This is a genomic window from uncultured Methylobacterium sp., from assembly GCF_964242245.1.
Taxonomy (GTDB): Bacteria; Pseudomonadota; Alphaproteobacteria; order Rhizobiales; family Beijerinckiaceae; genus Methylobacterium.
In genome coordinates, this window is the sequence record NZ_CAXTBY010000116.1 from 1 (window position 1) to 12,054 (window position 12,054).

Sequence of the window (12,054 nt, forward strand, 5' to 3'; positions counted from 1 at the left end):
TCTTAGCCAACCTTGCAATGGCTCGCCTCGAAGCGATTCGCTTGTCGGCGGCAGTTCTCAACGAGGAAGTGGCGTGCCTGCGCTCAGGCGAGGGCTGGCATATGGAGGTCGTCGACAGCGAGAGCCAGCTGCTGTTCCGCGTCGACTTCAAGCTGACTTCGCCAGAGCTTGCCGCGGCGGCTGAATGAATTCGGAAACCGGGGCCTCGGTCCTTGGTGCCTCTGCCCTATGAGGCCTGACTGATCGGGAGGCCAATCGGCCTGAGCGCTGCCCCGTCACCCCGGTCGAGGTTTCGCGTGCGACGCGGGCGCTGTGCGATCCGGCGGCTGGCAAGCAATGCCGTTGGGCGCCGGCCACGATGCCCGACATCGCCCGGCCGATGCCGGCCGCACTGCTGTTCGTGCCCTCGGTCGGCGGTATCAGCCACCACTGGGCGGAGGATACCGGCGAGGCCGACCTCGGCGTCCGCGTCCTGGGCGAGGCGGCCGCGACCATCCTCGCAGGATGATGCGCGCACGGTCGGAGCGAGGACGCTCAGATCTCGTTCAGTCGCGCTCCCTCAGACACGCTCCACCGCCAAGCTCACGGCAGAGATTGCCATGGTATCAGCTTGGCCGTGATGGAACTTATCCACCCGTCGGCGCGCGGGGGTCGATGAAGGCCGGGTGAATGCTTCTTTCAGAAGCGATTAAACCTGTCGCCGCTAGCAGGCTCGCACACGGCGACGAACCGCGCGTCCATGGGGCACCGCACGGGCCCACGGGCCTCCGACGCCCGGCACACGCCCGGTCGAGATGCGTCGACCCTTCTTCCGAGGACGGCCGATGGGCCAGGACATCGACGACGCAACCGCGGCCCGCCCGCGAACCGATCCAACGCCGTCGGGCGGACGCGGCGGCGGACCGACGCGCTGCCTCGCGGCACGGGCGCGCCGCCGGATCGGCCTGAGCCTGCGGGTTCCCTTCGCGGGCCTCCTCGCGCAACCGATCCCCGAACGGTTCGCGGCCTTGATCGCGGACTTCGCCGCGCGCTCCGGACAGGAGTCTTCGCGGTGATGCACGCGCCAGCACCCGTGGGAACGCCGGCCGGTGCCGACCCCGAGATGCGCGACCTCCTGCTCGGGGCGATCCCGGCGCTCAGGGCCTTCGCCTTCTCGCTCACCTACGATCTCGACCGCACCGACGACCTCGTCCAGGATACGCTGATGCGGGCCTGGACCAAGGCCGAGAGCTTCCGGCGCGGCACCAACCTCACCGCGTGGCTGTTCACCATCCTGCGCAACCTGTTCTACTCCGAGCAGCGCAAGCGCAAGCGCGAGGTGGAGGATGCCGACGGCGTGCATGCCGGGCGGCTCGCCAGCCTGCCCGAGCAGGAGGTGCGCGTGGAGATGCAGGCGTTCCAGGCCGCCCTGAACCTGCTGCCCGCTGCGCAGCGGGAGGCGCTGGTGCTCGTCGGTGCCCAGAACTTCACCTACGAGGAGGCCGCCGCGATCTGCGGCGTCGCCGTCGGCACGGTCAAGAGCCGCGTCAGCCGGGCGCGCGGGCGCCTGATCGAGGCGCTCGGCATGGACGGCGCGGCCGACATCGGCACGGACGCCCGCACGCGCGCCGCCCTCGACCAGTCCTGACCTCGACCGGTCCTGACCAAGCATCGCGACCCGGGATCGCGCGCCCCGCGGCATGCCGTTCGGCGTCGCGGCGCGTTCGCGCGAAGATCGTCCGATCGCGTGGCCTCACCGAGGAGATCGCGGACGACCGATCCGGAGCCGCATCGTCGTCCGCGCTCAAGTTGCTAAAGTTGCGTTCAGGTTTTGCCCCAAATTCCGGCTGCGGGGTTTCGCATTGCAACGAAGGATTCACGGTTCCTCAAGGGGCGTCGTCGTAAAGTCACCGAGGAGGTCGGTGATGACGTGGAAGGTCGGCGGCGGGATTGCCGTCCTGCTCATGCTAAGCGCGGTTGCCGGGTCGGCCGAGACCGGTCCGCCGGCGCAACGCGCCGCGTGGCGCGAGGCTTACCGCCCACCCACCGAAATCCCGTTCCCCGACGGAAATCCCTACACCCCGGCCAAGGCGGACCTCGGCCGCAGGCTGTTCTTCGACCCGATCCTCTCCGACGATCGCACCCGGTCCTGCGCCACGTGCCACGTGCCCGATCTCGCCTGGGCGGACGGGCGCCCGAAGGCGGCAAGCCGCGACCAGTCCGAGACGGACCTGCACACGCCGAGCCTGCTCAACGTCGCGTGGCAGGAAGGACGGCTGGGCTGGGACGGCAAGTTCCGCGACCTGGAATCCGTCGCGTTCGCGCCCATCACGGCGCCGGGCAACATGGGCCTGTCGGTGGAGGCCGCCGTGTCCCGCCTCTCGGCGGATGCGGCCTACGCGGAGGCCTTCGCGCTGGCTTTTTCCGGCGCGCCCGTCACCCGGGCGCGGATCGAGGCGGCGCTGGCCACCTTCCAGCGGCTCATCGTGTCCGGCACGAGCCCGTTCGACCGCTGGATCGCGGGCGACGAAGCGGCGATCAACGCTGGCGCCAAGCGCGGCTTCGACCTGTTCAACGGGCGCGCGAACTGCGCGGCCTGCCACGGCGGCTGGGCGTTCAGCGACGGCTCGTTCCACGACGTCGGCACGGCCACCGGCACGGATCTCGGCCGCGGACAGTTCATGCCGAACTCGCAGGCCCTGCAATACGCCTTCAAGACGCCGGGCCTGCGCGAGGTCGCCGGGCGCGGGGCCTACATGCACGACGGCTCCGTGCCGACCCTCGATGCGGTGATCGATCTCTACGATCGCGGCGGCATCGCGCGGCCGAGCCGCTCCCCCGAGATCCGACCCCTCGCCCTGAAGCCGGGCGAGCGCGCCGATCTGCTGGCGTTCCTGCGCACCCTCACGAGCGAGGCCGCGAACGGGCCGGCGCCCGCGGAACGGGTGGCGGCGACGCCGACCCCCTGAGGGCGACCGGGGTCGGTTACCGGAAAAGCGGCAGTCCCGAACCGAGCAGGACGAGTCCCGCCACGAGCAGCAGGCCTGCGCAGGATTCGAGCGCCTGCGCGCGCAGGCCCGCGCGGGGTGCGAAGCCCGCTAGGGCGACGCCGAGACCGAGGGTGGCGAGGCTCGTCAAGCCGATCATCCGAGACATCCCTTCGTCCGCAGCGCGGCCCGAGGCGACCGGCCGCTGCGCGCCATCATGCGGACGAATGCTGGGCGAAGCGTTTCGGGAAGCCCGATCCTCGGGAGGAAGGCCGGCCCGGGACGGCACGTCCGATCGGAAATCCCGACCCATGCTGAACGGTGTCTTGATGGACGCAGGGGGCCGTCCTGCCCGGAACTCACAGCGTTAACCTTCTCGACACAGAGGTTAACGAAACCTTCGCCAACCGCGTCGACTTGGTTGTAAATCGTGGGGCAACGGAAGTCTTGCTGCTTAGTTCCGAGGGTTCGATGTTGGCTTTTAGGCTGAAGTGCTCATCCCCGCTTCTCGCCGCCGCCCTGGCGCTGCCCGCGGCGCTCATCGCCCCGGGCGAGGCCAGCGCCCACGTCAAGTGGTTCTGCGCCTTCGACGTCGCCGGCCAGCCCCGCGGCCTCGAGCAGGTGCTGTGCATGGACTTCGAGTGGCTGGTGGGCCTCGCCGTCGTGTGCCTGATGTTCGGGTGCCTCGCCGAGGGCACGCCGCTCGGCACCGCCCTGCTCAACGCCCTCGACCGGGTCACCGCGCGGCTGCGCACCGACACCGAGTTGCTGGTGCGGGCCACCCTCGGGTTCTTCCTGGTCTCGCTGTTCACCCTGGGCGGCATCATCCTCACCCCCGAGCTCAAGACCGACGCCGCCTGGATCCCGTGGTTCCAACTCGCCATCGCGGCGTGCCTGATCTGGCGCCGGACGATGCCGCTGGCCGGTGCCGGGATCGTGGTCCTGTTCGGCTTCGCCACCTGGACCTACGGCGCCTTCCATCTGGCCGACTATCCCGTCTTCCTCGGGATCGCCGCCTACCTGATCCTAACCGGTCTCGGCCGCACGCTCTACGGCGTCCGTCCGCTGGACGTGGTCCGCGCCGCCGCCGCCGTCACCCTGATGTGGGCCTCGGTCGAGAAGTGGGCCTACCCCGAGTGGACCGCGCCGCTGCTCGCCGCCAAGCCGGGGATGACCTTCGGCGCTTCGCCCGAGCTGTTCATGCGGGCCGCCGGCGTGATCGAGTTCACCCTCGCCTTCGCCCTGATCTGGACGCCGCTGGTGCGCCGCACCAGTGCGATCATCCTCGCCGCGATCTTCGTCTCCGCGGTGTTCGAGTTCGGCAAGGTCGACGCGATCGGGCACTCCGGCATCATCGTCGTGCTGATCGCCATCGCCGCCGACGAGGCCCGGGTCGCCGCGACCCGCCGCGACGTGGCCCTGGCGCCGGCCTATTACGGAGTGGCGCTCGCCGGCTTCCTCGCCCTGTACTATGTCGGCCACGCCGCGATGTACGGCGCGCTGTTCGCCGCCCCCATGATCTGAGCCGGCGGAGGCGCGGCCTCGCGGGCGGCCCCCAACCTCGGGCGCCGCGCGTTCGCGTCGAGACGCGTCGGTCCGGAGAGTCAACTCAGCGTGCGAATGGCCAGGACGCTTCGGTTGCTGCTCGCCTGCGGGCTTACCCTTCTCGTCATCGGGTTCGGCCTCCTGGTGGCGCGGGGCGAGGAGCCCGGCGGCATCGAGGAGGCCTGGATGCTCCTGGGACCGCCGGACCTCGGCCCGGTCGATGTCGCCACCCTCGATCGCAGTCCCGCGGACGCGCTCGCCTGTCCGCCGGACCATTGCCGCGCCGGCGCGGATTTCGTCGTACCGGTGCTGCCGGTCCCGGGCGAACGGCTCCGGGCGATCGTCGCCGCGGTGGCGACCGGGGAGCCGCGCACCGAACTCGTGTTCCAGGACCGCTGGGCGGAGGAGGACCGCTACGTCGCGCGTTCGGCGCTCCTGCGCCTGCCCGACACCGTCGTGGTCGCGATCATCGGTGCCGGCGAGGGTCGGGCGACGCTCGCGCTCTACGGCCGTCCGCAGGTCGCGGCGATGGATCTCGGCGGCAACCGGGCGCGGCTGGCCCGCTGGCTCGCGCGGATCGAGGCTCTGGCGCGGGCCGAGGCCGGACGCTGAGGCGGCGCCCGGCCACGCCGGGTCGGACCCCGACGCATCGGGACAGGATCGCGGGACAGGTCAGCCGGGCGCGGGGACCGGCACCAGCAGGCGGGCCGGCGCCAGCCGGCGGGCGCGGTGCACCTGCTGCACGGCGATCGGCCGGTAGAGCTGCTTGGTCGCGCGGACCACGTGGAGGCCGGCGAACGGCAGGGAGAGCCCGGTGCCGAAGCGCTCCCAGGCACTCGCCGTCCGAAGCGTCAGGCGCGAGCGGAGCGGGGGCATGTAGAGGGTCTCGGCCCAGTCCTCCGGCGAGAACAGGGTGTCGCGCATCAGCCGGCCGAGCTGCGAGCGGCTGTAGGGCTGGCCGTGGCCGAAGGGCGTCGCCTCGCGGCGCGCCCACACGCCCCGTCGGTTGGGCACCACCAGGATCATCCGCCCGCCCGGCGTCAGCGTCCGCCACACCTCCTGCAGCAACTCGCTGGGACTCTCGACAGCTTCGAGCGCGTGGACGAGGATCACCCGATCGATCGCGGCCTCCGGCAGCGGCATCATCGTCGGGTCGGCGAGGGCAGAGCAGGAGCACCCGGTGCCCGGCCAGTTCACCACCCCCTGCGTTGCCGGCATGAAGGCCAGCGTCCGCTCCGCGATGCAGTGCACCGGCCCGAGATAGGGCACCGCGTAGCCGAGCCCGAGGACGCGAAGCCCCGAGACCGAACCGAGGAAGCCGTGGATCGCGCGGGCGACGATCCGGTGCGTCGTGACGCCCAGCGGCGTGGCGTAGAAGGCCCGCAGGTCGGTGACGTCGAGGCGCATGGGCGTGGGGGCGGCGGCGTTCGGGAGGGGGCCAGCATCGAGGGCCGATCCCGCCTCAATGGCGCCCGTCGCCGCCCGCGGCAAGCGGCCGGGGCCGCTCCGGCGGTGGACGGGCCGGTGGAACCCGCCGGTTCCGGCCCCTGTTCCATGCTGAACCTGAAGCCGCCGGACGCGTCGGCGCAGGCGTGGAGAGGCGTTCATGGCCGGCCAAACCCCCGAGATCCGCACCTTCCTGTGCCGCAGCGACAACATCGGCGTCCTGATCCGCGATCCCGCGACCGGCGCCTGCGCGGCGATCGACGTGCCGGAGGCGGCGCCCGTGCTGCGCGTCCTCGCCGAGACCGGCTGGCGGCTCACCGACATCCTCGTCACGCACCGGCACGGCGACCACGTCGAGGGCATCCCCGAGGTCAAGCGCGCGACGGGCGCCCGCGTCACCGCGCCCGCGAAGGCCGGGGCCGCGGTGCCCGAGGTCGACGCCGCCGTGTCCGAGGGCGACACCGTGCGGGTGGGCGACCTCGCCGCGCAGGTCTGGGAGACGCCGGGCCACTGCGCCGACCACGTCACCTACTGGTTCCGCGAGGCCGGCATCGTGTTTTCCGGCGACACCCTGTTCACGCTCGGCTGCGGCCGGGTGATGGAGAGCCCGCCGGAGACCCTGTGGCGCTCGCTGGAGCGCTTCCTGCCCCTGCCCGACGCGACGCAGGTGTTCAGCGGGCACGATTACGTGCTGGCCAACGCCCGCTTCGCCGCGGCCGCCGATCCCACCAACGAAAATGTGAAGCGGCGCGCGGCGGAGGCCGACCGGGCCAAGTCGGAGGGGCGGTTCCTGGTTCCGTCGACCATGGGCGAGGAGCGGGCGACCAATCCCTTCCTGCGCAGCGGCGCGCCGAGCCTCGCGCAAGCGGTCGGCCTCTCCGAAGCCGTTGACCCGGCATCAGTTTTTGTTGCACTGCGGGATTGGAAGAACCGCTTCTGACGCACGGATTTTCAAGGAAAATTTGTTGCCTTCTCAAACGGAAGTGAACATACGGACCTATGGCGGGCCCTGATCGGCCCGTTCGGCAGGCTCCCGGAGGGAGGCTCGACATCAACGGAAGCGCGGTCACGCTTCACTCGGTCAGATGGGGGTCCGTCTCGCCTTACCACCTTTCGTCTTCGCGCCTCCCGCTCCCCTTCATCCAGCCGGAAACCGAACGTCCTTCCGAAGAGGCGGCGGGGAAGGCACCGGCGGCCGGTGCAACGACGCCCGGAGCCTCCCGTCCAGAGGCACGGGCCGCAGGGCCGGCCGCGCGCGCGCGGATCGCCCCGGTCTCGGCGGACGTGCGCCTGCTCGGAATCGCCACCGATCATCTTGCGCGGCTCGGGCCCAAGCGCGTGACCGTCGTCGCGGTCGCGGCCGAGGCGGGGATGACGCACGCCAACGTCTACCGCTACTTCCCCTCGAAGGACGCGCTGCTCGACGCCGTCGCCGGCCGTTGGCTGCGCGATGTCGAGGCGCGGCTCGCCGGCATCGCCGATGCGCCGGACCCGGCCGACGACAAGATCGAGCGGCTGCTCACCGCGCTCGCCGCGGTGCAGCGCGACGCGCTCCTGCACGAGCCCAACCTGTTCGCCGTCCACCTCGACGCGACCGTCGCGGCCCGCCCGATCGCCCGGCGCCACCGGGTGCGGCTGCGCAGCCTCGTCGAGCGCGTGGTCGAGGAGGGCATGGCCACCGGCACCTTCTCGGCCCGCGACCGGGAGCGGGCAATCGCCTACATCTTCGACGCGAGCTACCGCTTCACCCATCCGCTGGCGATCCAGCACGATGCCGAGGTTCCGCGCGACCTGCTGGATGCCCGCTTCGGCGCGGTGATTCACGCGATCCAACGGGTGCTGCGCGCGGGGATTCTCTAGGCGACCTGACAGGTTTTCGAATCTGTCACGTCGGCGCTCAGGGCCGTCCCCCGCATCCGCGAGCCCAGCTAAATCCTTCGCCAAGCTTAGCATTCGGTGCGTACTCGGCGACCCGGTGGAGGCGCGTCCTGGCCCGAACCCTGCTTGCAAGGCCTTCGTCGGGTTGAAGCAGCGGTGCTTTTCCGCCACACAGCCGCGCAGAAAAAGCGACCGAACCGGGCGCCCCTTCGCGGATGCGGTGCCGCGATCCCACGCGTCGCCCCGTTCACGCAGGCTCAAGGCGGAGACATCATCGGACATGGCACGCAGCAAGATCGCGCTCATCGGCGCGGGCCAGATCGGCGGAACGCTGGCGCACCTCGCCGGACTGAAGGAACTCGGCGATGTCGTGCTGTTCGACATCGTTGACGGCGTGCCGCAGGGCAAGAGCCTCGACATCGCCGAATCGGCCCCCGTCGCCGGGTTCGACGCCACCTTCTCCGGCGCCAGCGATTATGCGGCGATCAAGGGCGCCGACGTGGTCATCGTCACCGCCGGCGTGCCGCGCAAGCCCGGCATGAGCCGCGACGACCTGATCGGCATCAATCTCAAGGTGATGGAAGCGGTGGGCGCCGGCATCCGCGACAACGCGCCGGACGCCTTCGTGATCTGCATCACCAACCCGCTCGACGCGATGGTCTGGGCGCTGCAGAAGTTCTCGGGGCTGCCGCCGCACAAGGTCGTCGGCATGGCCGGCGTCCTCGATTCCGCGCGCTTCCGGCACTTCCTCGCGGAGGAATTCAAGGTCTCGGTCGAGGACGTGACCGCCTTCGTGCTCGGCGGCCACGGCGACGACATGGTGCCGCTGACCCGCTACTCGACGGTGGCCGGCGTGCCGCTGCCCGACCTGGTCAAGCTCGGCTGGACCACGCAGGTCAAGCTCGACGCCATGGTCGAGCGCACGCGCAAGGGCGGCGGCGAGATCGTCAACCTGCTCAAGACCGGGTCGGCCTTCTACGCGCCGGCGGCGTCCGCCATCGCCATGGCCGAGAGCTACCTCAAGGACAAGAAGCGGGTGCTGCCCTGCGCGGCCTACCTCGACGGCCAGTACGGCGTGTCGGGGATGTATGTCGGCGTGCCGGTGGTGATCGGCGAGGGCGGCGTCGAGCGCGTGCTCGAAGTGACCTTCGATGACGCCGAGAAGGCGATGTTCGAGAAGTCGGTCGGCGCGGTCAACACGCTGATCGAGGCGTGCAAGGGCGTGAACCCGGCGCTCGCCTGACGGCTCGGGCGAATGGGGCGTGGCGAGTGGCGAATGGAAGGTGAAACCTTCCGGTCGCCGCCACGCAGACGCCCCTACTCGCCACTCCCCATTCGCCCATGAGGTCCCGATGAACATCCACGAATACCAAGCCAAGGCGGTCCTGAAGGAATTCGGCCTGCCGGTCTCCCGCGGCGTTCCGATCTTCAAGCCGGAGGAGGCGGAGGCCGCGGCACGCGAACTCGGCGGCCCGGTCTGGGTGGTGAAGTCGCAGATCCACGCGGGCGGACGCGGCAAGGGCACCTTCAAGGGCGCGCCCGCGGGCGCCAAGGGCGGCGTGCGCGTCACCAAGTCGATCGACGAGGTGACGCAGTACGCCGGCGAGATGCTGGGCCAGACGCTGGTCACGATCCAGACAGGGGAGGCCGGCAAGCAGGTCAACCGCCTCTACATCGAGGAAGGCGCCCAGATCGCCGCCGAGTTCTACCTGTCGATGCTGGTCGACCGCGAGACGGGGCAGGTCGCCTTCGTCGTCTCGACGGAGGGCGGCATGGACATCGAGACCGTGGCCCACGAGATGCCGGAGAAGATCGTCACCTTCTCGGTCGATCCGGCCACCGGCATCATGCCCCATCACGGCCGGGCCGTAGCGAAGGCGCTGGGGTTGACAGGCGCACAGGCGAAGGAAGCCGGCGATCTGACGCAAAAACTCTACGCGGCCTTCACGGCCAAGGACATGAGCATGCTGGAGATCAACCCGCTGGTGCTCACCGGCGACGGCCACCTCAAGTGCCTCGACGCCAAGATCTCGTTCGATTCGAACGCGCTCTACCGCCACCCCGACATCGTGGCGCTGCGCGACGAAACGGAGGAGGACGCCAAGGAGATCGAGGCCTCGAAGTACGATCTGGCCTACATCGCCCTCGACGGCACCATCGGCTGCATGGTCAACGGTGCGGGGCTCGCCATGGCCACCCTCGACATCATCAAGCTCTATGGCGAGGAGCCGGCGAATTTCTTGGATGTGGGCGGCGGCGCGTCGGAAGAAAAAGTGACCGCGGCGTTCAAGATCATCACCGCCGACCCGCAGGTGAAGGGCATCCTCGTCAACATCTTCGGCGGGATCATGAAGTGCGACGTGATCGCCCGCGGCGTGATCGCGGCGGTGAGGACGGTGGGCCTCGAAGTGCCGCTCGTCGTGCGGCTTGAGGGCACCAACGTCGAGGAGGGCAAGGCGATCATCAGCGGCTCGGGGCTGAACGTGATCCCGGCCGACGACCTCGACGACGCCGCGCAGAAGATCGTCGCCGCCGTGAAGAAGGGCTGAGCCGACCCATGTCCATTCTCATCAATGCCGACACCAAGGTCATCTGCCAGGGTTTTACCGGCAAGAACGGGACCTTCCACTCCGAGCAGGCGCTGGCCTACGGCACCAAGATGGTCGGCGGCACCTCGCCGGGGAAGGGCGGGGCGAGCCATCTCGGCCTGCCGGTCTTCGACACGGTGGCCGAGGCCCGGGCGGCCACCGGCGCCACGGCGTCGGTCGTCTACGTACCGCCACCGGGCGCAGCGGACGCGATCTGCGAGGCGATTGCCGCCGAGATGCCGGTGATCGTCTGCATCACCGAAGGGATTCCGGTGCTCGACATGGTGCGGGTCAAGCGATCCCTCGAAGGCTCGAAGTCGCGGCTCATCGGGCCGAACTGTCCCGGCGTCGTCACCGCGGGTGAATCGAAGATCGGCATCATGCCGGCTAACATCTTCAGGACCGGCTCGGTCGGCATCGTCTCGCGCTCCGGCACGCTGACCTACGAGGCGGTGTTCCAGACCTCGACCGCGGGTCTCGGCCAGACCACGGCGGTCGGCATCGGCGGCGACCCGGTCAAGGGCACCGAGTTCATCGACATGCTGGAGATGTTCCTGGCCGACGAGAAGACCACCTCGATCGTGATGATCGGCGAGATCGGCGGCTCGGCCGAGGAGGATGCGGCGCAGTTCCTGGCCGACGAGGCCAAGCGCGGCCGAAGCAAGCCGACGGTGGGCTTCATCGCCGGGCGCACCGCGCCCCCCGGCCGCCGCATGGGGCACGCCGGCGCGATCATCTCCGGCGGCAAGGGCGGCGCCGAGGACAAGATCGCGGCGATGGAGGCGGCGGGCATCCGCGTCTCGCCCTCGCCCGCGCGCCTCGGCTCGACGCTGGTCGACCTGCTCAAGGGTTGACCCCTCGGCGATCGCGCAGGGCCGCGTTGCGGCGCGCGCAAGGGCCGCGGTGCCATATGAGAGCTTGCGGCGCCGCCTTCCGGCGCCGTTTCGAGTGGAACGTGCGTCGGCGTCCTCAGCCGACCGAAGGCCCGTCCGGTGCCGGCGTTCGCGATGATGCAGCGATCCGTCTCGGCGGGGCGCCAGAGAGACAGGATGACCGGCCGATGGCACGCCAGGACGTGAACGAAGCGCTCCTCGAGACCTCGTTCCTCTACGGCGGCAATGCCGCCTACATCGAGGAATTGCAAGCGGCTTTCGCCCGTAATCCGGCGTCCGTCGATCCCGAGTGGCAGGCCTTCTTCAAGGGGCTCGGCGAGGACGAGACCTTGGTCGAGAAGAACGCCGCCGGCGCGTCCTGGCGCAAACCGAACTGGCCGGTGCCCGCCAACGGCGAGATTGTCTCGGCGCTGGACGGCAACTGGGCGACGCTCGAGAAGGCGGTCGGCGAGAAGATCCGTGCCCGGGACGACGGCAAGGGACATGGGAAGGGCGAGGCCAAGCCCGGCAAGCCCGCCGACGGCCTCGCGGTCACGGCGAGGACCGGCCTCTCGGTCGAGCAGGCAACGAAGGATTCCGTGCGCGCGATCATGCTGATCCGCTCGTACCGGATGCGCGGCCACCTCCACGCCAAGCTCGATCCCCTCGGGCTCGCGCCCCGCGGCGACCACGAGGAACTGCATCCGCAGCATTACGGCTTCCTCGAATCCGACTGGGACCGGCCGATCTTCCTCGACA

Annotated in this window: 13 protein-coding genes and 1 pseudogene; 12 read left to right on the forward strand and 2 right to left on the reverse strand. The window is 70.2% G+C overall.

Annotation, left to right across the window (positions count from 1 at the left end; translation table 11 throughout):
- The 4 genes from ACFE8Y_RS18105 to ACFE8Y_RS18120 all read left to right on the forward strand — a co-directional run.
- Positions 1-188, forward strand: a 188-nt coding sequence (locus ACFE8Y_RS18105; protein ID WP_375465776.1) for a DUF6894 family protein, incomplete at its 5' end; no start/stop codon positions are given.
- A gap of 170 nt (positions 189-358) precedes the next feature.
- Entirely contained in the window at positions 359-508 is a 150-nt protein-coding gene (locus ACFE8Y_RS18110) for a hypothetical protein (protein WP_375465777.1), read from the forward strand.
- A gap of 546 nt (positions 509-1,054) precedes the next feature.
- Positions 1,055-1,627 (forward strand): sigma-70 family RNA polymerase sigma factor, encoded by a 573-nt coding sequence (locus ACFE8Y_RS18115; protein WP_375465778.1) that lies wholly within the window; start codon positions 1,055-1,057, stop codon positions 1,625-1,627.
- A gap of 277 nt (positions 1,628-1,904) precedes the next feature.
- Positions 1,905-2,948 (forward strand): cytochrome-c peroxidase, encoded by a 1,044-nt coding sequence (locus ACFE8Y_RS18120; RefSeq protein ID WP_375465779.1) that lies wholly within the window; start codon positions 1,905-1,907, stop codon positions 2,946-2,948.
- A 16-nt stretch (positions 2,949-2,964) separates the two neighbouring features.
- Here the strand turns inward: ACFE8Y_RS18120 and ACFE8Y_RS18125 are convergent, their stop codons facing one another.
- Positions 2,965-3,126: a hypothetical protein gene (locus ACFE8Y_RS18125; RefSeq protein ID WP_375465780.1), complete on the reverse strand. Its 162-nt coding sequence runs from the start codon at positions 3,124-3,126 to the stop codon at positions 2,965-2,967.
- A 311-nt stretch (positions 3,127-3,437) separates the two neighbouring features.
- Between ACFE8Y_RS18125 and ACFE8Y_RS18130 the strand changes: the two genes are divergently transcribed.
- A complete protein-coding gene (locus ACFE8Y_RS18130) occupies positions 3,438-4,490 on the forward strand; it encodes a hypothetical protein (RefSeq protein WP_375465781.1) in 1,053 nt (350 codons plus the stop codon).
- A gap of 96 nt (positions 4,491-4,586) precedes the next feature.
- Positions 4,587-5,123, forward strand: coding sequence for a hypothetical protein (locus ACFE8Y_RS18135; protein WP_375465787.1), 537 nt, complete (start codon positions 4,587-4,589; stop codon positions 5,121-5,123).
- A 60-nt stretch (positions 5,124-5,183) separates the two neighbouring features.
- Here the strand turns inward: ACFE8Y_RS18135 and ACFE8Y_RS18140 are convergent, their stop codons facing one another.
- Positions 5,184-5,918, reverse strand: a complete 735-nt coding sequence (locus tag ACFE8Y_RS18140) for a methyltransferase domain-containing protein (RefSeq protein WP_375465782.1) — start codon at positions 5,916-5,918, stop codon at positions 5,184-5,186.
- Between the two features lie 199 nt (positions 5,919-6,117).
- Between ACFE8Y_RS18140 and gloB the strand changes: the two genes are divergently transcribed.
- From gloB to sucA, 6 genes and pseudogenes are all read left to right on the forward strand, one after another.
- On the forward strand, positions 6,118-6,897 hold the full coding sequence (gene gloB / locus ACFE8Y_RS18145; protein WP_375465783.1) for a hydroxyacylglutathione hydrolase: 780 nt from the start codon (positions 6,118-6,120) through the stop codon (positions 6,895-6,897).
- A 323-nt stretch (positions 6,898-7,220) separates the two neighbouring features.
- The gene (locus ACFE8Y_RS18150; protein ID WP_375465788.1) at positions 7,221-7,817 is read left to right on the forward strand and encodes a TetR family transcriptional regulator; all 597 of its coding nucleotides are present in this window, start codon (positions 7,221-7,223) and stop codon (positions 7,815-7,817) included.
- Between the two features lie 298 nt (positions 7,818-8,115).
- The gene (mdh, locus tag ACFE8Y_RS18155) at positions 8,116-9,078 is read left to right on the forward strand and encodes a malate dehydrogenase (protein WP_375465784.1); all 963 of its coding nucleotides are present in this window, start codon (positions 8,116-8,118) and stop codon (positions 9,076-9,078) included.
- A gap of 109 nt (positions 9,079-9,187) precedes the next feature.
- Positions 9,188-10,384 carry an ADP-forming succinate--CoA ligase subunit beta gene (sucC, locus tag ACFE8Y_RS18160; RefSeq protein ID WP_375465785.1) on the forward strand — a complete coding sequence of 399 codons (1,197 nt, stop codon included), beginning with the start codon at positions 9,188-9,190 and terminating at the stop codon, positions 10,382-10,384.
- Between the two features lie 8 nt (positions 10,385-10,392).
- Positions 10,393-11,277: a succinate--CoA ligase subunit alpha gene (gene sucD, locus ACFE8Y_RS18165; RefSeq protein ID WP_375465786.1), complete on the forward strand. Its 885-nt coding sequence runs from the start codon at positions 10,393-10,395 to the stop codon at positions 11,275-11,277.
- A 206-nt stretch (positions 11,278-11,483) separates the two neighbouring features.
- Positions 11,484-12,054 (forward strand): annotated as a pseudogene (sucA, locus tag ACFE8Y_RS18170) (2-oxoglutarate dehydrogenase E1 component); the annotation flags it as partial.